This is a genomic window from Microbulbifer marinus (assembly GCF_900107725.1).
GTDB classification, from domain to species: domain Bacteria; phylum Pseudomonadota; class Gammaproteobacteria; order Pseudomonadales; family Cellvibrionaceae; genus Microbulbifer; species Microbulbifer marinus.
Genome location: NZ_FNQO01000003.1, coordinates 450163 through 469528, shown reverse-complemented (window position 1 = coordinate 469528; position 19366 = coordinate 450163). Strand labels below are relative to the sequence as shown.

20 protein-coding genes and 2 tRNA genes are annotated in these 19366 nt (G+C 61.9%); 21 read left to right on the top strand and 1 reads right to left on the bottom strand.

Annotation, left to right across the window (positions count from 1 at the left end; all coding sequences use genetic code 11):
• Positions 1 to 32: 32 nt before the first annotated feature.
• From BLW36_RS13960 to nadA, 16 genes are all read left to right on the top strand, one after another.
• Positions 33 to 776 (top strand): YebC/PmpR family DNA-binding transcriptional regulator, encoded by a 744-nt coding sequence (locus tag BLW36_RS13960; RefSeq protein WP_091389838.1) that lies wholly within the window; start codon positions 33 to 35, stop codon positions 774 to 776.
• A gap of 125 nt (positions 777 to 901) precedes the next feature.
• Positions 902 to 1432 carry a crossover junction endodeoxyribonuclease RuvC gene (ruvC, locus tag BLW36_RS13955; protein ID WP_091389835.1) on the top strand — a complete coding sequence of 177 codons (531 nt, stop codon included), beginning with the start codon at positions 902 to 904 and terminating at the stop codon, positions 1430 to 1432.
• 180 nt (positions 1433 to 1612) lie between these two features.
• On the top strand, positions 1613 to 2221 hold the full coding sequence (gene ruvA / locus BLW36_RS13950) for a Holliday junction branch migration protein RuvA (protein WP_091389832.1): 609 nt from the start codon (positions 1613 to 1615) through the stop codon (positions 2219 to 2221).
• Positions 2222 to 2236: 15 nt separating this feature from the next.
• Positions 2237 to 3259 (top strand): Holliday junction branch migration DNA helicase RuvB, encoded by a 1023-nt coding sequence (gene ruvB / locus BLW36_RS13945; RefSeq protein ID WP_091389829.1) that lies wholly within the window; start codon positions 2237 to 2239, stop codon positions 3257 to 3259.
• 57 nt (positions 3260 to 3316) lie between these two features.
• Complete coding sequence (ybgC, locus tag BLW36_RS13940; RefSeq protein ID WP_091389826.1) at positions 3317 to 3721, top strand: tol-pal system-associated acyl-CoA thioesterase; 405 nt, start codon at positions 3317 to 3319, stop codon at positions 3719 to 3721.
• A gap of 3 nt (positions 3722 to 3724) precedes the next feature.
• On the top strand, positions 3725 to 4414 hold the full coding sequence (gene tolQ / locus BLW36_RS13935; protein ID WP_091389822.1) for a protein TolQ: 690 nt from the start codon (positions 3725 to 3727) through the stop codon (positions 4412 to 4414).
• A gap of 17 nt (positions 4415 to 4431) precedes the next feature.
• Positions 4432 to 4863, top strand: a complete 432-nt coding sequence (tolR, locus tag BLW36_RS13930; protein ID WP_091389818.1) for a protein TolR — start codon at positions 4432 to 4434, stop codon at positions 4861 to 4863.
• Between the two features lie 7 nt (positions 4864 to 4870).
• A complete protein-coding gene (tolA, locus tag BLW36_RS13925) occupies positions 4871 to 5650 on the top strand; it encodes a cell envelope integrity protein TolA (RefSeq protein ID WP_091390286.1) in 780 nt (259 codons plus the stop codon).
• Positions 5647 to 6942, top strand: coding sequence for a Tol-Pal system beta propeller repeat protein TolB (gene tolB / locus BLW36_RS13920; protein WP_091389814.1), 1296 nt, complete (start codon positions 5647 to 5649; stop codon positions 6940 to 6942). Before tolA ends, tolB begins: the two co-directional genes overlap by 4 nt.
• Positions 6943 to 7039: 97 nt before the next feature.
• Positions 7040 to 7516 carry an OmpA family protein gene (locus BLW36_RS13915; protein WP_091389811.1) on the top strand — a complete coding sequence of 159 codons (477 nt, stop codon included), beginning with the start codon at positions 7040 to 7042 and terminating at the stop codon, positions 7514 to 7516.
• 13 nt (positions 7517 to 7529) lie between these two features.
• On the top strand, positions 7530 to 8399 hold the full coding sequence (ybgF, locus tag BLW36_RS13910; protein WP_244506265.1) for a tol-pal system protein YbgF: 870 nt from the start codon (positions 7530 to 7532) through the stop codon (positions 8397 to 8399).
• A gap of 114 nt (positions 8400 to 8513) precedes the next feature.
• Positions 8514 to 9194, top strand: coding sequence for a 7-carboxy-7-deazaguanine synthase QueE (gene queE / locus BLW36_RS13905; RefSeq protein WP_091389808.1), 681 nt, complete (start codon positions 8514 to 8516; stop codon positions 9192 to 9194).
• Positions 9195 to 9261: 67 nt separating this feature from the next.
• On the top strand, positions 9262 to 9939 hold the full coding sequence (queC, locus tag BLW36_RS13900; protein ID WP_091389805.1) for a 7-cyano-7-deazaguanine synthase QueC: 678 nt from the start codon (positions 9262 to 9264) through the stop codon (positions 9937 to 9939).
• Between the two features lie 118 nt (positions 9940 to 10057).
• Positions 10058 to 10133, top strand: a tRNA-Lys gene (locus tag BLW36_RS13895).
• A 114-nt stretch (positions 10134 to 10247) separates the two neighbouring features.
• A tRNA-Lys gene (locus BLW36_RS13890) sits at positions 10248 to 10323 on the top strand.
• A gap of 194 nt (positions 10324 to 10517) precedes the next feature.
• On the top strand, positions 10518 to 11576 hold the full coding sequence (gene nadA, locus BLW36_RS13885; RefSeq protein ID WP_091389802.1) for a quinolinate synthase NadA: 1059 nt from the start codon (positions 10518 to 10520) through the stop codon (positions 11574 to 11576).
• Between the two features lie 77 nt (positions 11577 to 11653).
• On the opposite strand, the gene BLW36_RS13880 is transcribed toward nadA, so the two are convergent.
• Positions 11654 to 13162 (bottom strand): M48 family metalloprotease, encoded by a 1509-nt coding sequence (locus BLW36_RS13880; RefSeq protein ID WP_091389800.1) that lies wholly within the window; start codon positions 13160 to 13162, stop codon positions 11654 to 11656.
• Positions 13163 to 13398: 236 nt separating this feature from the next.
• Here BLW36_RS13880 and BLW36_RS13875 point away from each other — a divergent pair, with 236 nt between their 5' ends.
• From BLW36_RS13875 to BLW36_RS13855, 5 genes are all read left to right on the top strand, one after another.
• Positions 13399 to 13674, top strand: a complete 276-nt coding sequence (locus BLW36_RS13875; RefSeq protein WP_091389797.1) for a sulfurtransferase TusA family protein — start codon at positions 13399 to 13401, stop codon at positions 13672 to 13674.
• A 16-nt stretch (positions 13675 to 13690) separates the two neighbouring features.
• Positions 13691 to 14788: an AI-2E family transporter gene (locus tag BLW36_RS13870; RefSeq protein WP_091389795.1), complete on the top strand. Its 1098-nt coding sequence runs from the start codon at positions 13691 to 13693 to the stop codon at positions 14786 to 14788.
• Between the two features lie 86 nt (positions 14789 to 14874).
• A complete protein-coding gene (locus BLW36_RS13865) occupies positions 14875 to 15978 on the top strand; it encodes a phosphoribosylaminoimidazolesuccinocarboxamide synthase (RefSeq protein ID WP_091389792.1) in 1104 nt (367 codons plus the stop codon).
• Between the two features lie 204 nt (positions 15979 to 16182).
• Positions 16183 to 18519: a marine proteobacterial sortase target protein gene (locus tag BLW36_RS13860; protein WP_244506264.1), complete on the top strand. Its 2337-nt coding sequence runs from the start codon at positions 16183 to 16185 to the stop codon at positions 18517 to 18519.
• The gene (locus BLW36_RS13855) at positions 18519 to 19106 is read left to right on the top strand and encodes a class GN sortase (RefSeq protein WP_091389789.1); all 588 of its coding nucleotides are present in this window, start codon (positions 18519 to 18521) and stop codon (positions 19104 to 19106) included. Before BLW36_RS13860 ends, BLW36_RS13855 begins: the two co-directional genes overlap by 1 nt.
• Positions 19107 to 19366 lie beyond the last annotated feature (260 nt).

The following is a 19366-nucleotide window of genomic DNA, read 5'->3' as shown; positions in this document are numbered from 1 at the left end:
TCGGCTGTCACAAAACGACCGGAGAAAGACAGATGGCGGGACATAGTAAATGGGCCAACATCAAGCACCGCAAAGCGGCTCAGGATGCCAAACGCGGTAAGATTTTCACCAAGATCATTCGCGAGCTGACCGTTGCCGCGAAAGCCGGCCCCAACCCGGAGGACAACCCGACCCTGCGCGCCACCATCGATAAAGCCCTGGGCGCAAACATGAAGCGCGACACCATCGACAAGGCCATCGCGCGCGGTGCCGGCAACGCCGAGGGCGACAACTACGAGGCGGTGACCTACGAGGGTTACGGTGTCGGTGGTGTTGCTGTCCTGGTGGAGTGCCTGACCGACAACCGCAACCGCACCGTGGCGGAAGTGCGCCATGCCTTCAGCAAGCGCGGCGGCAACCTGGGTACCGACGGCTCCGTAGCCTACCTCTTTTCGCGCAAGGGCCAGCTCTATTATGAACCTGGAGCGGATGAGGACGCGCTGATGGAGGCGGCCCTGGAGGCCGGCGCCGAGGATATCGAAACCAACGACGACGGCAGCATCGAAGTCACCACCGAGTTCCAGGACTATATGGCGGTGAAAGACGCGCTGACCGAGGCCGGTTTCAAGCCGGACAACGCCGAGATTGCAATGATCCCGTCGACCACCGTACCACTGGACAAGGACGGCGCCGAGAAGGTGATGGCGCTGGTGGATATGCTGGAAGACCTGGACGATGTACAGAACGTCTACAGCAATGCCGATATCCCCGCCGAGGTGATGGAGCAGATGGGCTGATTCGCCAGCCCGCAGGGCGGATGTGCATCCGCCCTGCATTGCCTTCACCGCCCATTCCCTTGACGCCTTCCCCCCACCTTGGGACACTCCCCACCACTATATAAACGTACAGATAGGGGGAGCCCTTGACCCGTATCCTGGGCATAGACCCCGGCTCACGCAAAACCGGTTACGGCCTGATCGACGTGCAGCGCAACAAGGCCACCTATGTCGCCAGTGGTGTGATCCGTATCCCGGAGGGCCCGCTACCGGAGCGACTCAAACTCATTTTCGATGCGGTAAGCCAGATAGCGCAGCAGTACCAGCCGGCGCAGATGGCGATCGAAAACGTGTTTATGTCCAAGAGCGCGGGTTCGGCACTGAAGTTGGGGCAGGCCCGTGGTGCGGCGATTGTCGCCGCCGCCAATGCGGATCTGCCGGTGGCCGAATACGAGGCGCGCAAGGTGAAGCAGGCCGTGGTGGGGACCGGTGCGGCGGACAAGCTACAGGTGCAGCACATGGTGAAGACACTGCTGTCCCTGCCGGCATCGCCGCAGGAAGACGCCGCCGATGCCCTGGCGGTGGCCCTCTGCCATATGCACACGATGCAGACCCTGGTGCAGACCGCCGGCGGCGCGCGCAGCCGCTTCCGCCGCGGCCGCCTGAGCATCTCCTGATGGATGTGCAGACAAGGTCGTGGCGGCACTGCTGCCGGTACTCCCTTGCGAGACACACCGTGAATACATCCCTGTAGGCTTGTCGGCCGGGTCCCTCCGGCCGACAGTCTCGCAAGGGAGCACCGGCAGCAGTGCCTTCGCATTGAACACTGTGCCAGTTGGCAACTACGAGATAGAAGAATGATAGGAAGACTGAGCGGCACCCTGGCCGCGGTTCAGCCGCCGCTGTTGCTGGTGGATGTACAGGGGGTGGGCTACGAAGTGCTTGCACCCATGACCACCATTTTCGAGCTGCCGCAACTGGGGCAGGCGGTGCAGTTGCACACTCATCTGGCGGTTTCGGAAACCGCACAGACACTGTACGGCTTTATCCGCGATGCCGACCGCCAACTGTTCCGCACCCTGATCAAGGTCAACGGTGTGGGCCCGAAGATGGCGCTTGCAATACTGTCCGGTCTCGACGGAACCGCGCTGTCCCGCTGTGTGGCGGAAGACAATGTTGGCGCCTTGGTAAAGGTGCCGGGTGTCGGCAAGAAGACCGCCGAGCGGCTGATCATCGAGCTGCGCGACAAGCTGGCGCCGCAGTTCGGCGATGCCAACGATATCCCGCTGATGGCCGCGGCGGCGCCGAAAGTCGACCACGCCGGCGAGGCGGAGAGTGCGCTGGCGGCGCTCGGCTACAAGCCGACCGAGGCCACCAAGATGGTGGCGAAGGCGAGCAAGGAACAGCCGGATGCCGATAGCGCCACGCTGATTCGCCTCGCTCTCAAGAGCATGGCCCCCGCCTAATCCGGAGTTGTTGTCATGATTGAAGCCGATCGCCTGATAGCGCCGGAACCCATAGGCCCAACGGGGCAGGAAGAGCAGTACGACCGCGCCGTGCGCCCCAAGTCCCTGGCAGACTATGTGGGTCAGCCGGTGGTGCGCGAGCAGATGGAAATCTTTATCCAGGCGGCCAAGCTGCGCGGCGAGGCCCTGGATCACACGCTGGTGTTCGGCCCGCCGGGACTGGGCAAGACGACGTTGGCGAACATCATCGCCGCGGAGATGGATGTGGCCATCAAGACCACCTCCGGCCCGGTGCTGGAGAAGGCCGGCGACCTGGCTGCGCTGATGACCAATCTCGAGCCGGGCGATGTGCTGTTTATCGACGAGATCCACCGCCTTAGCCCCCACGTGGAAGAGGTGCTGTATCCGGCGATGGAAGACTACCAGCTGGATATCATGATCGGCGAGGGCCCGGCTGCCCGCTCGATCAAGCTGGATCTGCCGCCGTTTACCCTGGTCGGTGCCACCACCAGGGCGGGCCTGCTGACTTCGCCGCTGCGTGACCGCTTCGGTATCGTGCAGCGGCTCGAATTTTACAATGTCGCCGACCTGACCAGCATTGTGCGCCGTTCCGCGGGCCTGATGGGGGTGGAAATGGACGAGGGCGGCGCGCTGGAGGTGGCCCGCCGCGCTCGCGGCACGCCGCGCATTGCCAACCGGCTGCTGCGCCGGGTGCGCGACTACGCTGAAGTGAAGGGCGACGGCAGCGTCGATGCCGGTATCGCCGATGCCGCACTGAATATGCTCAATGTGGACGCGCGCGGCTTTGACCAGCTGGACCGGCGCATGTTGCTGGCGATGATCGAGAGGTTTGACGGCGGCCCGGTGGGTATCGACAGCCTGGCGGCGGCAGTCAGCGAGGAGCGGGATACCATCGAGGATGTGCTCGAGCCCTACCTGATCCAGCAGGGCTATATTGCCCGCACGCCGCGCGGACGCGTGGTCACGGCGCTGGCCTATGAGCATTTCGGGCTGCCGAAGCCGGACAGCAAACAGTGATAATTTCATCGCGGCCACCGGCCGCGATTTGACCATCTGAACAGTGAAGGGGCAGGGGTGAAAGAGGCTTTCAGTATCCCGATCCGCGTCTATATCGAGGACACCGACGCGGGCGGAATCGTGTATTACGTGAATTATTTGAAGTATATGGAGCGCGCGCGCACAGAATTGGTCCGTTCCCTCGGCTATGATAAGCCCGCCATGCCGCAGCAGGGCCTGTTGCTGGTGGTGCACTCGGCGGAAATCCAGTACCGCCGCTCGGCGTGGCTGGACGACGCGTTGCGGGCTACGGCCGCGATTGGCAAACTGGGGCGCGCCGCGGTGACTTTCGAGCAAAAAATTTGGCGCGACGATGAAATTATTTGCGAGGGCGTGGTCAAAGTCGCCTGCGTTGCAGACGACAGCCGCAAGCCCTGCGCGCTACCAGAATCCATTTACTCAGCATTAAAGGCAGCTATTTAAAAGATGAACGCCGGTGAAACACTCTCCCTGTGGGGGCTGATACAGAATGCCAGTCTGCTGGTGCAGTTGGTGATGTTGATCCTGCTGCTGGCCTCGGTGATCTCCTGGGTCATGATCATTCAGCGCGGCCTCTACCTGACTCGGGCCAAGCGCGCGATGAACAACTTCGAGCGCCGTTTCTGGTCCGGAGCCGATCTGAACCAGCTGTTCCGCGAGGGCAATGCCCGCGCCGAGCGCGGCAAGACCGACGGCGTCGAGTCCCTGTTCCGCGCCGGCTTCACCGAGTTCACCCGCCTGCGCCAGCAGGGCCGCAGCGGCCCGGAGGCGGTCATGGAAGGCACCGAGCGCGCGATGCGCGTGGCGATGTCCCGCGAGCAGGAAAAAGTGGAGATGAACCTGCCGTTTCTCGCCACCGTCGGTTCGGTCAGCCCCTATATCGGCCTGTTCGGTACCGTCTGGGGCATCATGAATTCCTTCCGCAGTCTGGCCACCATGCACCAGGCCACCATCGCCACCGTGGCGCCCGGTATCAGTGAGGCCCTGGTGGCAACGGCAATGGGTCTGTTCGCGGCGATCCCGGCGGTAATGGCCTACAACCGCTATTCCGCCAAGGCAGAGTGGCTGTTGTCCAGCTATGAGACTTTTGCCGAGGAGTTCTCCTCCATCCTGCACCGCAAAGTGCACTCCAGCTGAGTAGATAGGCGAACCCTATGAGTGTGTTTCGCAAGGGAACCAAGAAAAAGCTGGTATCCGAGATCAACGTGGTGCCCTACATCGACGTGATGCTGGTGCTGCTGATCGTGTTTATGGTCACCGCGCCGCTGCTGATGCAGGGGGTCAAGGTCGACCTGCCGGATGCGCCCTCGGCGCCGATCGAGGACACCGACGATGAGCCGCTGATCGTGTCCGTGCGCGCGGACGGCACCTATTACCTGAATCTCGGTGAGGAAGAGAAGCAGGCCAGGCCTCTGGCCGAGATCAAGGAAACTGTGGCCAAGGTTTTGCGTCAAAAGCCGAAGACGCCGGTGCTGGTATGGGGCGATACCGATGCCAAGTACGGTCTGATTGTCAGTGCCATGACCCATTTGCAGCAGGCGGGCGCGCCCAGCGTCGGCCTGGTCACCGAACCGCCGCAGGAGTAGGGTGCCGGTGAATAGAGGCTCTTACGCACTGGCGATCATTGTCAGCCTCGCACTGCACGGGGCGCTGATTGCCGTGCTGACATACGGCTGGGAGGCCACCAGCAAGCCCGAGCGCAAGCCGATGCCGAAGTTTGTGCAGGCCAAGCTGGTTACCGTGGATGCCACGGTGACTAAAAAGAAAGCGCCACCCAAAGTCGACAAGATCAAGCAGCGCCAGCAGCGCGAGCTGGAGCGCAAGCGCCAGGCGGAAGCGGAGAAGAAGCGCCGCGCCGCACTGGAGCGCAAGAAGAAGGCGGAGGCCGAGAAGAAGAAAAAGGCCGAGGCCGAGCGCAAGAAGAAAGCGGCCGAGGAGAAGGCCCGCCGCGAGAAGGAGCGCAAGGAGCAGGAGCGCAAGCAGCAGCTGGAGCGTGAGCGCCAGAGCGCTTTCGACGAGGCGCTGGAAGAAGAGGAAGAGTTGCTCGACGCGCGCGAGGACGCCCAGGCTGTGATGTCCGTGGCCCAGGCGATCCAGCAGCGTATCGAATCCGTGTGGAGTCGCCCGCCCAGCGCGCGCAATGGCATGATCACCGTGGTGCAAATCAATTTTGTGCCTACCGGTCGGGTGGTGGCAACCAACATTATTGAGGGCAGTGGCAACGCGGCGCTGGACCGCTCGGTGTTGCAGGCTATCCGCAAGGTGGAAGTATTTCCCGAGGTGGCAGAGCTGGCCCGCGAGGAGCCGAATGTATTTGAGCGCGAAGTCCGCACGACCCTGTTGAACTTTCGAGTAGAAGATCTACGCCAATGATGAAGAACCTGCTGAAAACAGTTGCTGTACTCGTCGCCGTATCACTGAGTGTCGGCGCCCGCGCCCAGCTGGTGGTGGATATCACCAGTGGTATCGACGATCCCACGCCTATTGCCGTGTCGCCGTTCAGTTGGTCCGGCAGCGGCGTCCTGTCAGAGGACGTGTCCGGTATTATTTCCGCCGACCTGCGCCGCAGTGGCCTGTTCGCTCCGGTGCCGAAGGCGGATATGCTGTCGTTTCCGAAGAATCCGGAAGAAGTCGTTTTCCGCGATTGGCGGATTCTGGGAACTGAATACGTTGTTACCGGTCGTATAGAGCCCCAGGCGGCCGGTTACCTGCTTACCTTCGATCTGGTGAACATCTTCGGACAGCAGAAAATGTTCACCAAGCAGGTCAGCGGTGGTAGCCGCCAGCTGCGCGATATAGCCCATCGCGCCGCTGACGAGATCTTCGAGGCGATCACCGGTATTCGCGGTGCTTTCTCCACGGAAATGATCTACGTGCTGGAGGAAAGACGTGGTGGCCGCCCCAGCTATGCGCTGATGCGGGCCGATATCGACGGAGCGCGGGCGCGGGAAATTCGCCGCTTCAGCGCGCCGGTGATGTCCCCGATGTGGTCACCGAATGGGCAGGAAGTCGCCTATGTGTCCTTTGAAACCGGGCGCCCGGCGATCTTCCGCGAGAATCTGCGTACCGGAGCGCGCCAGCAGTTGACCAACTTCAAAGGTATCAACAGCTCGCCGACCTGGTCGCCGGATGGAACCAAACTGGCAATGGTGCTCTCCAAGGACGGCAATCCGGAGATCTACGTGCTGGATCTGAACACCGGGAGATTCACCCGGATGACCCGACACTTCTCCATTGACACCGAACCGAACTGGATGCCGGACGGTAAATCACTGGTTTTCACCTCCGATAGGGGAGGTAAGCCACAAATTTACCAATTGACCCTTGCCACTGGTCAAGTAGACCGCTTAACCTTCGATGGCGACTACAACGCAAGGCCGCGAGTGTCACCCGATGGGAAGACGCTGGTAATGGTGCATCGCAGCAGGGGGGTGTTCACTATTGCGACGATGGATATCAATACCGGCCGGATGCGTGTCCTCACGGAGACGACTCTGGATGAATCCCCCAGTATTGCACCCAACGGTGCCATGCTGATGTACGCTACCAAGCGGGGGGACAAGGGCATACTGGCGGCGGTATCGCTGGATGCCGGGGTGAAGTACAACCTGCCGTCCCAGCGGGGTGATGTCCGCGAGCCGGCATGGTCGCCTTATTTTGATTGAAACGGGGTGCCCGCCACAGTTTTTGCGGTGGGCTTGTAATCAAGACCAATTAAAAGTCTTGCAGGATTTTTCGATAACACTAAAAGCGGAGTAGCTTATGTTGAAATCAGTAAAAACTGGCCTGGGTCTGGCTTGCGTTATGGCGGTAATGGCTGGTTGTTCCAGCACCGACACCGATGACAGCGCGCAGCAGCAAATGACCCAGGTTCAAGAGCCGGTTGTTGAAACCCCGGCCCAGGAAACCGCAGTACCTCTGGACAACGTCGTATACTTCGACTTCGACCAGTCCCTGCTGAAGCCGCAAACCCGCGATCTGCTGATCCAGCACGCTGACCGCCTGCGTGGCAGCGCTCAGAACGTGCGCCTGGAAGGCCACGCCGACGAGCTGGGTACCCGCGAATACAACCTGGCCCTGGGTGAGCGTCGTGCCAACGCGGTACGCGACTTCCTGGTGCTGCAGGGTGTAGACGCTGCCAGCCTGGAAGTGATCAGCTACGGTGAAGAGCGTCCGGCTCAGGCTGGTTCCAGCGAGAGCGCCCGCGCGATGAACCGTCGCGTTGTAATCGTCAAGTAATTCGCATCGACAGATGAACTTTTCGATTAGATTTTCTTTACAGAAAGTCGCGATAGCCGCAGCCAGCCTGGCTGCGGCTTCGCCCGTATTCTCACAGGCGCCGATTGTCGATCTGTCCGGTGGCAGCTCGCAACAGTCGGCGTCTTCATATCCGGATTCCACTTATACCGAGCCCGCCTATCAGGAGACCCAGATAGCGCGCGCCCCGGTGTCTAGCCAGCGCGCCCAGGCCAATCCCCAGGCGGAGGCCTACTACCAGATGCAGGTATTGCAGCAGGAAGTACAGGAGCTGCGCGGTGCGGTGGAGGAGCTGCGCCACGAGGTCAAGCGCCTGAAGCAGCAGCGCACCGAAGACTATATGGATCTGGATCGCCGCATCGCCCGCCTGTCGGGAACAGAGCCGGCCAAGCAGCCGCCGGCCGGCAGCGGTGCCGACAATGGCAATGGCGCTGATACCGGTGCTGGTGCCGGCGCGCAGCGCCCCCCGGCAGGTAAGCCCGCTCCCGCCAGTGCCGACGAGCGCGACCGCTATCAGGCCAGCTTCGGCCTGGCCCGCAATGGCGATTACAACGGCGCCAGCGCCGAGTTCAAGCGCCTGCTGCAGGACTATCCCAACGGCCAGTATGCTCCCAATGCCAATTACTGGCTGGGCGAGATAGCGCTGGTGCAGGGCAATCTGGAAGAGGCACGCCAGTGGTTCGTCGCCCTGCTGGACGGCTATCCCAACTCCACCAAGGTATGGGACGGTCGTTACAAGCTGGGTACCGTGTATCACCAGCTCGGCGATCAGCAGAAGGCCCGGGAATTACTCGAGCAGGTCGCGGCAAGCGATGCCCGCGCCGCGGGCCTGGCCAAGCAGTATCTGGAGCAGAACTTCCAGTAATTCTGTGAACCGGAGCGACAGTGGCGTCGCTGGTTTTTTGATCACGAAAGCTCTATTATCCCGCGCCCGGACGGCACACGCCGCCCGGGCGTTTGTTTTTTTGGCCGGGTGATTATGACCGATATGAACAATGAGTCATCGCGTGTCCGCGATGACTCACTCCGTATCAGTGAGATTTTCTACTCCCTGCAGGGGGAGGCGCGGGAGTCCGGACTGCCCACGGTTTTCGTGCGGCTGACCGGTTGCCCGCTGCGCTGTACCTATTGCGATTCGGAGTACGCCTTTTACGGTGGCGAGCGGCTGACCTTGGAACAGATAGTGCAGAAGGTGCAGAGCTATCCGGCCCGCCATGTCTGTGTGACCGGCGGCGAGCCGCTGGCACAACCCAACTGCCTGCCATTGCTGACGGCCCTGTGCGATGCCGGTTACGCGGTGTCACTGGAAACCAGTGGCGCCATGCCCATCGAAGAGGTGGATGCGCGCGTGTCGCGGGTGGTCGATCTCAAAACCCCGGCGTCGGGCGAGCAGCATCGCAACCGCATGGAGAACATCGCCGCGCTGACCGAGCGCGACCAGGTAAAGTTCGTGATCTGCGACCGCGGCGACTACGACTGGGCCAGGTTCATCCTCGACCAGTACCGCTTGCCGGAAAGGGTGGGGGAAGTGCTCTTCTCACCGAGTTATGAACAGCTGCAGCCACGGCAACTGGCGGAGTGGATTCTCGCGGACGGCCTGCCGGTCCGCATGCAGATGCAGCTGCATAAACTGCTGTGGGGCGATGTCCCGGGCGTCTAACTGCCGTTATTTCAGCGGGGCGGCTAGGCCGGTTCTGCCACCGCCGCGCACTGACAACGAGGAAGATATGACTGCTAAAAAAGCCGTAGTTCTGCTCTCTGGCGGCCTGGATTCCGCCACCGTACTGGCGATGGCCCGTGCGGACGGCTACGAGTGCTATGCCCTCGGCTTCGACTACGGCCAGCGCCACAGCGCCGAGCTGATGGCCGCGCAGCGCGTGGCGGCGGACCTGGAGGCGCGGGAGCACAAGGTGGTCAAGCTGGATCTGCGTGCCATCGGGGGGTCGGCGCTGACCGATGACGATATTGAGGTACCCGAAGAGGAAACCAGCGGAATCCCGGTCACCTATGTGCCGGCGCGCAATACCGTGTTCCTGTCGATTGCGCTGGGCTGGGCGGAGGTACTGGGAGCCCAGGATATCTTCGTCGGTGTCAACGCGGTGGACTACTCCGGCTATCCGGACTGTCGCCCGGAGTACATCTCCGCATTCGAAAAGATGGCCAACCTGGCCACCCGGGCCGGTGTGGAGGGCCACAAACTCAGTATTCGCACACCGCTGATGCATATGAGTAAGGCGGAAATCGTACGCCGTGGTACGGAGCTGGGAGTGGACTACAGTTTAACTGTATCCTGTTACCAGGCGCAGCCGAACGGTGCTGCCTGTGGCCGCTGCGACAGCTGCCGCCTGCGCGCGGCTGGATTTATCGAGGCGGGTCTGGCCGACCCCACGGTCTACGTCGGCTGAGCGCACATCTGAGATGCACAGCTAAGCCCTTAAATTCGCAGGATTTTTTTTACCGCCAAGTATTGTCTTTTTGAAATAGATCCGTAAGATACGCAGCTCCTCACGTTGAGGGAACTAAGGGTCGTTAGCTCAGTTGGTAGAGCAGTTGGCTTTTAACCAATTGGTCGCTGGTTCGAGTCCAGCACGACCCACCACCTTTCGAAAGGGCCGCCCACAGGCGGCCTTTTTTATTGCTTCCTGCCGGCGGCGGCGGAAGTGACAAGTGACTTGAGTTTTTTCCGCGGATCGGTAAGATGCGCGTCTTCTTCGGGTCGTTAGCTCAGTTGGTAGAGCAGTTGGCTTTTAACCAATTGGTCGCTGGTTCGAGTCCAGCACGACCCACCATCTTCAAAAAAGGGCTGCCAAAAGCAGCCCTTTTTATTTTTTGCACGCAGTGCAGGATTTTCGGGTAACCGCATTGAATCTTCCCCCCAATGGCGGAGAGGCGGATTGCGGTCTTGCCGGCACTAAAATGGCATTGCGATGCAGGTGGCACCGTTGCGCTATAATGCGCGCTTTTCCGCTAGTGGTAGTTAGCCATGAGTCAGAAGTTAGTTTCCACAGACACTGCCGATTCCCGTTCGCTGGTGCAGGCGCACCTGGCGGAGCCGACGGTGCACCAGTACAGCGAAGAAGAGCTGGAACTGTGGCGCGAGCGCATCAAGCGTCTGCTGAAAGAGCAGAATGCAGTTCTGGTGGCTCACTACTATACCGACCCCCTGATTCAGGCACTGGCGGAAGAGACCGGCGGCTGTGTGTCCGACTCCCTGGAGATGGCCCGTTTCGGTGCCGAGCACCAGGCGGATACGCTGGTGGTTGCCGGTGTGAAGTTCATGGGCGAGACCGCCAAGATTCTGACCCCAAAAAAGCGTGTGCTGATGCCCACGCTGGAAGCCACCTGCTCTCTGGATCTCGGCTGTCCGCCGGAAGAGTTCGCCGCATTCTGTGACCAGCATCCGGATCGCACCGTGGTGGTCTACGCAAATACCTCCGCCGCCGTCAAGGCTCGTGCGGACTGGGTGGTGACCTCCAGTATCGCACTGGACGTGGTCGATCACCTGGATGCCAACGGGGAAAAAATCCTGTGGGCGCCGGACAAGCATCTGGGCAGCTATGTGCAGCGCGAAACGGGCGCGGACGTATTGCTGTGGAACGGCTCCTGCATCGTGCACGAGGAGTTCAAGGCCAAGGGGGTCGAGGATCTGAAAGCGCTCTACCCGGACGCGGTAGTGCTGGTACATCCGGAATCGCCGGCGGCCGTTGTGGAGCTGGCCGATGTGGTGGGCTCCACCTCCCAGATCATCAATGCAGCCAAGACGCGACCGGAGAAGCGTTTTATCGTCGCCACCGACCAGGGCATCTTCTACAAGATGCAGCAGCTGTGCCCGGACAAGGAGCTGATCATCGCACCGACCGCCGGTGCCGGAGCGACCTGCCGCAGCTGTGCCAATTGCCCGTGGATGGCGATGAACTCGCTGGAGAATCTGTGCGGTGTGCTGGAGCGCGGCGACAATGAGATTCTTGTCGATCCCGAGCTGGGCCGCCGCGCGATGATCCCGCTGCAGCGCATGCTCGACTTCCGCAAGCCGCTGGACTGATTGCTATATTGCCAACAAAAAAAGAGCGGCCAGTGGCCGCTCTTTTTTTTGCTGGTGATCGATCTACTCAACGGGTCTTACAGCTCTTTCGCTTTCTCCTGCATCTTGATCACGTCCTTCATGCGCTGCTCCAGAATCGCGTGGGTCTGGTAGTCGCTCTTGGCCATGCGGATGCCGTGGCGCAGGTGCTGCAGGGCCTTGTCGAACACCCCGTTGAGGATGTAGTACTCGGCGCGCGCCTCGTGTACGCCGATGATGTCGCCGGCGAGACCGTGGGTCTCTGCGAGCAGGTACCAGACCGTTGGATCTTTCTTGCGCAGGCGACTGTGCTTGGCGAGGATGCGCTCGGCGGTCAGATAGTTGCCCGCCTTGAAGTGCGCGTTCGCCAGCCCCATGGTCAGGGCGTGGTCGCCGGGATTTCTGTCCAGCGCGTGCTGCAGCCGCTTGGTGGCATTGGTGTAGTCGTGACGCGCCAGGTCGATGTCCGCCCGCGCCAATACGAATGCGGCCTTGTTGGGTTCGCGGTCCAGCAGCGGCTGCAGGGTTTCCAGCGCCGAATCCGGCTTGCCGGCGGCGGTCTGGGCCAGCGCCAGGCCATAGCGGGCGGCGTCCTCGTTATCGTTGATGCCGTTCAGTTCCGCGTGGAAGCGCTTGACCGCCTGCTGTGGCGTCGGCTCCGCCGCCACGCGGATACGCGCACGCATCAGGTGGTAGTCGCGGCCGTCGCTCGGTTGCACCGCTGGCATGCGGCTGGCGCGCAGTTTGGCATCGGCGATACGCTTTTCCGTGACCGGATGGGTGAGCAGAAACTCCGGCGGGCGGCGATAGTAGCGCGTGGCTTTCAGCATCTGTTCGAACATCTCGCCGGCGGCCTCCGGGTCGCGACCGGATTTGGCCAGGGTTTCGATACCGACGCGGTCCGCCTCCTGTTCATTCTGGCGGCTGAAGCGCAGCTGGCTGTCCAGTGCCGCCGCCTGAGTGGCGGTCATCGCCGCGATGCCGGCATCGCCGCCGGCGGTAGCGGCGAGTACCAGGGCGCCGAGCATGCCGGCGAGGGTCGGGATGGTGTTGTTGCGCTGGGCCTCCAGCGAGCGGGCATAGTGTCGCTGGCTCAGGTGGCCAAGTTCGTGGGCGATGACGGAGGCAAACTGGTCCTCGTTCTCGGCAAACAGAAACAGGCCGGTGTGGACCCCCATGATGCCCCCGGGCACCGCAAAGGCGTTCATGGTGTCGTTCTTGACCACCACCACATCGATGTTCTTGTCGTCCAGCGGGCTGAATTCCGACAGGCCTTTGACCGTGTTTTCCACGTACTGCTGCAGCAGTGCATCGTTGGAGGTGCGTACCTGGCTGCGGAACATACGCAGCCACATCTGGCCCAGCTCTTTCTCGCGCGCCCGGGAAACGACGCCGCTGCTGCTGTCGCCCAGTTCGGGCAGCCGAATCTGGTCGTCATCTGCGAGCGCCGCAACCGGAGTGCCGCCGAGCAGCAAACCCATGCCCAGCGCCGCCAGGCCTGCGCTGATGCGCTGCCGCAGTGGGCGACGGGCAGATCGACGGGGCGCGATGTGGTTGAGATCGGTCATCTTTGAATACTGCTCGGTCTGCCTCGGTGAATTAGGGCCGGTAGCCCAACTCTATACCCTAGCTTGTCGGGCTGTCGAGGATTTGACCAGTGCGGCGACAGAAGGTTCGCGGATCCGTTAGCTGTGACCGCTTGGCTCCATTCTCCCGAATCCCCGCTACCGTTGTGGTTGCACGGAATCTAACGCAGTATCCGCGTTATAATCCGCCGCAATCAGAAACTGTGACCAAAGGCCAAATGACAGTATCCGCTGCCGACAGCGAGTTGAGCCCACCCCCGGACTGGGACAGCGCCGTAACCGTGGACGCGCGCGGACTGCCGTGTCCGCAGCCGCTGCTGGCGATGCGCCGTGCCCTGGGTGATTATGCGGCGGGTACGCTGTTGCAGGTGCTGGCGACCGACGAAAGCTCCTGGCGTGACTTTCACAGCTTTGCCGAGCTGAGCGGCAAGCCGCTGTTGCGGGCCGAGCGTCGCGGGGACTGCTTCTATTACTGGCTGCGCGCCGGTAAATAACGAGATCAGGGGATCTATGCTCGAAATCGTCAAAGGTTGGATTAATCGCTATTTCAGTCAGGAAGAAGTAGTGCTGCTGGTGCTGCTGATGCTGGCGTCGCTGGTGGTGCTGGCCACCCTCGGCCCGGTGCTGGCTCCGGTGTTGGCGGCGCTGATCATCGCCTTCCTGATGCAGGGTATGGTGCAGCGGTTGAAGAGCTGGAAGGTTCCCCACTGGCTGGCGGTCAGCCTGGCCTGCCTGGTGCTGGTGGGTATCATCGTGGCACTGTTTCTGGTGGTGCTGCCGATCATCTGGCGCCAGCTGGTGCGACTGTTCGCCGAGCTGCCGAATATGATCGACCGCGGCCAGGATCTGTTGCTGTTATTGCCGGAACGCTATCCGCGCCTGATCACCGCACAGCAGATCGACGAGATCTTCACTACTCTCGGCAGCGAACTGGGTTCGGTCACGCAGACGCTGCTGACTTTTTCCCTGGCCAACCTGCCGATCCTGGCCGGATTCCTGATCTATGCGGTTGTGGTGCCGATCCTGGTATTCTTTTTCCTGAAGGACTCCGACCGGCTGATCAACTGGTGCGCCTCTTTTCTGCCCACGCAGCGACCGATGCTGCGCCAGATCTGGCACGAGATGAATGATCAGGTCGCCAACTATGTGCGCGGCAAGGTCATCGAGATCGGCATAGTAGCGGCGGTCAGCTACGCGGCTTTCCTGCTGTTGGGTGTCAATTACGCGTTGCTGCTGGCGGTCGCGGTGGGGCTCAGTGTGCTGATTCCGTATATCGGCGCCGCGGTGGTGACTATCCCGGTGGCCGCCATTGGCCTGTTCCAGTGGGGTTGGACCAGCGAGTTCTTTTACCTGATGATTGCCTACGGCATCATCCAGCTGCTGGACGGCAATGTGCTGGTACCGCTGCTGTTTTCCGAAGCGGTCAACCTGCATCCGGTGGCAATAATCCTCGCGGTGCTGTTCTTCGGCGGCATCTGGGGCTTCTGGGGCGTTTTCTTTGCCATCCCGCTGGCGACCCTGCTGAAGGCGATCATGAACGCCTGGCCCACCAGCGAACACCAGGCCGAGTGGCAGGCCAAGGAGGCCTCGGAGAACGGCGCCGAGTAATCGGCGCTGCGCCCCCTGTCTGGAGCCCGGGGCTTTTGCTAGAATCCCGCGCTTTCTTTTTAGTCCATCCCGAATAGGAATGACCCATGAGCCTGGCTGACAAAGTACTGGCGGTGAACGACGATCTGCCGATCCGCACCGACAAGCCCATTCACAGCGGCAAGGTCCGCTCAGTCTACTGGTTGACCGAAGCCGATAGCCGTCGTTTGATCGAGGAAAAGGGTTATCCGGTGGCTCCGGATGCACCCCTGGCGGTCATGGTGATCTCCGACCGCATCTCTGCGTTCGACTGCATCTGGACCGGCGAGGGTGGCATGCGCGGCGTGCCGGGCAAAGGTGCGGCGCTGAATGCCATCTCCAACCACTGGTTCAAGCTGTTCAAGGAGCAGGGGCTGGCGGACAGCCATATTCTGGATATCCCCCATCCACTGGTGTGGATCGTACAGAAGGCGCGCCCGGTCATGATCGAGGCGATCGCGCGGCAGTACATCACCGGTTCCATGTGGCGCGCCTACCAGAAGGGCGAGCGCGAATTCTGCGGTATCGAGATTCCCGATGGTCTGCAGAAAGACCAGAAGCTGCCGGAACTGCTGATTACCCCGTCCACCAAGGGCATCCTGAAAGGTATCCCCGGCGTGCCGGAGGCGGATGATGTAAACATCACGCGCAAGAATATCGAAGACAACGTCGAGGCGTTCAACTTCCGCTCGCAGGACGATATCGATCTGTACGAGAAGCTGCTGAAGGAAGGCTTCGACGTGATCTCTGCGGAGCTGGCGAAGCTGGACCAGATCTTCGTCGACACCAAGTTTGAGTTCGGCTATGTCACCGATGCCAATGGCGAGGAAAAGCTGATCTATATGGACGAGGTGGGCACGCCGGATTCCTCGCGCATCTGGGATGGCGAGCAATATCGCAACGGCAAGGTGGTGGAAAATTCCAAAGAGGGATTCCGCCAGGCACTGCTGAAGCACTTCCCGGATCCGGATATCCTGCTGAACAAGGATCGCATGCCCGAGCGCCAGGCCCTGGCCCGCGACAACGAGCTGCCGGAGTCGATGCTGATGGATGTGTCCGCGACCTATGTCGGTATCGCCGAGAAGATCACCGGCAGGAAGTTGGAGCTCTCCGACAATCCGAAGGCGGAACTGGTCGAGGTTCTGCGCAAGGACTATGGCTTGATTGATTAAGGGCTTGATCGACTAGGAATCTGACCGACTGAGGTCAGGACCGCAAAAAAACCGGCGCTCGCGCCGGTTTTTTGTTTTGGCACACCGCGGCCTCGACATAATTCGCCATATTTCCCCCGTATTTCCGCCGCAATCCGTTCCCGTTTTCGCCCGTTTGCCCAAGTTTAATTCCCGTCAGTAAAAACAAAGACTGGAGGGATAACTGTGAACAGGGCGATATTTTCCGGCCAGCGCATACCGCGCGAATTGCTGGTACTGCCGACAGAGGAGTATTACCGCCGCCGCTACCGCAGCAGCAAGCGCGGTCGCTGGCTGCTGTTTCTGGTTACCGCAGTGGCGGTATGCGTGGCCGCCGTCGGCGCGCGCGCAGAGCCGCTGGCGCAGCCCGGCGCCGTCACGTTGGATGATATGAAGGCCGGTGATCTGCTGTTTGCCGGAGCGCAGCGGGGCAGCTATGCGCCCGCCGTACATCTGGCCAGCCGCGCGCAGATTTCGGTACGTGGCCTGGTGGCGGAGGTGCGTCTGCAGCAGGAATTTGCCAATCACAGCGACAGCTGGCGGGAAGCCGTCTACGTGCTGCCGCTGCCGGAGCAGGCCGCCGTTGCCGGACTGGAAATAGAGGTGGGCGAGCGCCGTATCGTCGGCAAGGTGCGCGAGCGCGAGCAGGCGGCCAGGATCTACAAGGCGGCCCGCGACGCCGGCCAGCGCGCGGCGCTGCTGGAGCAGCAGCGCCCCAACCTGTTTACCAGCAAGGTGGCCAACATAGCTCCGGGAGAAACCGTTCGTGTTCATATCCGCTACCTGCAAAAGGTCGGCTACGACAGCGGTACTTTCAGCCTGCGACTGCCGACAACGCTGACGCCGCGCTACATTCCGGGCGAGGTAAAGGCGCCGGACAATACCATTGCGCAAGCGGAACTGGTGGCCGACAGCAGCGGCTGGGCGCTGCCCACCGACCAGGTGCCGGATGCGCACAAGATTACACCGTTTATGCAGCCAGCGGCGGAGCTGACCGCCCTGGGCAGCCACCGCATCGCCATCGACGTGGAGCTCGATGGCGGCCTGCCGCTGGCCGAGATCAGCAGCCCCTACCACGATATCGACTTCAGCAAGCAGGCAGGCGGCCGCTACACCATTCAATTGCGCAACGGTGCAGCGGTGATGGATCGGGACTTCGCGCTGCACTGGCGACCGCGCGCCTCCGCACTGCCGCGGGCGGCGCTGTTTACTGAAAAAATGGATGCGGACAATGCCGAGGGGCAGGCGGGCACTTACCTGCAGGTATTGTTACTGCCGCCGGACGGCGCGGCTCAGGTGCGGCGCCTGCCGCGGGAAGTGGTCTATGTCATCGACACATCCGGTTCGATGAGCGGCAACTCGATTCGCCAGGCCAAGGAGAGCCTGCTGCTGGCGCTGTCGCGGCTACAGGCCGGTGACCGCTTCAACGTGATCGAATTCAACAGTGAAACCCGCGCGCTGTTCCCGCGCCCGGTGGCGGTCGACCCCGCCAATATCCAGCACGCCCGCGCTCAGGTGGAGGGGCTGCAGGCGCGTGGGGGCACGGAGATGGCGCCGGCGCTGCGCCTGGCCCTGAGTCAGCAGCTGCCCGGCGACGACAGTCTGGTGCGCCAGGTGGTGTTTATCACCGACGGTGCCGTCGGCAATGAGCGCGCCCTGTTTGAACTGATCCGGCAGTCCCTGCGCGATGCGCGCCTGTTTACCATCGGCATCGGCTCTGCGCCGAACAGTCACTTTATGCGCAAGGCGGCGAAGTTCGGCCGCGGCACCTTCGTCACGATCGGCGACCTGGGCGAAGTGCAGGAGCGTATGCAGGCGCTGTTTGCGAAGCTGGAAAACCCGTTGACGACAGATCTGCAACTCAACTGGCCCGCGGGTCTGGTGGTCGATGCCTACCCGAAGCGTATTCCCGATCTGTATCGCGGCGAGCCGTTGCAGCTGGTGGCCAGGATAGAAGGGGGAACCCTGTCCGGCGACCTGCTGTTGCGCGGCCGTCTGGCGGGCAGGCAGTTTGTGCAGAAGCTGCAGCTCAATGGCGGTGGCATGGAAAACGGCCGCGGCATCGGCAGTGTATGGGCGCGGAGCAAGATAGAGGCGCTGCGCGATCGGCAGCTTGCGGTTGGTGAGAGCAGCGAAGCGGGCAGCGCCCTGCGCGGGCAGATTCTGCAGCTGGCACTGAATCACCAGTTGGCGAGTCCTTACACTAGTTTTGTCGCGGTGGAGGAAGCAGTGGTGCGGCCGCAGGGCGAAGGGCTCTCCAAAAGCCCGGTGCCCAACGCGGTCGCCCGCGGACAGGTGTTGCAGCGTCAGACCTATCCGCGCACTGCGGCCGGGCTTCATGCGCAGCTGCTGGCCGCAGCCGGGCTGCTCGGTCTGGCCGGGTTGTTGCGCCGCGGGCGTCTGGCGAAAAGCCGAATCCTGCGGCGCCTGCGCGAACTGCTGCGCAGGGTGTTGCCGGACGTGCGCCGCGCGCGCGGCGCCATCGAGCGGGGCCTGGTTGGCGCCGGGGTGAGGGCTCGCTAATGCTGCGCACGATGCTATTCGCCGCCTGTCTGCTCGCGGGGCTGTGGCAGCTGGGCGGCGCGGCCTGGCTGCTGGCCAAGGCGGAGCTGGCCCAGGTGCTGATTGCTGATGCCTGGGAGGAGCAGCTCAAGACGGGGGGCGCGGCAAAGCCCTGGCCGTGGGCGGATACCTGGCCGGTGGCCCGCTTGCAGCTGGATGCACAGGAACCGCTGGTGGTGCTGGCCGGCGGCAGTGGCCAGGCGCTGGCATTCGGTCCGGGCCTGCTGGCGGGATCGGGTGAGCCCGGCAACCTCGCCGAACCGCGCACTACGGTGATTGCCGCACACCGCGACACCCACTTCGGTGACCTGGAGCGCCTGCGGCCCGGCAGCCCGATACAGTTGCAGGACAGCAGTGGCCGCTGGCACAGCTACCGGGTCAGCACGACCCGAGTGGTGGACAGCGAGCGCGAACAGCTGCCGATCTTCGCCGAGCCCGGGCTACTGCTGGTCACCTGCTATCCCTTCGATGCGATCAATCCCGGCGGGCCGCTGCGCTATGTCGTCTACGCCGAGTACCTGCCCGGCGGTGAGTCGGTGCAGCTGTGACCGGGGCATCAATTTAGTACTGGATTTTGTAATTGAATTTCTGCTTTTTTCCGCAATATCTTCGGCTGATTGGGCGAAATGGCAAATATTTGTTTTGCGATTTGGTTTTAATTGTTACTAATCGTCCTGTCTGGAAAAAGTTTTGTAGTAATACTACAATCGCTCCCGCTAATAAGCCCGGGAGGATTATTCGGCCGCCGTCGCGGCGCCATGCCCGGTCTAGAATCACAGTCAAAGATAAAGAATCACGGCATTAGACA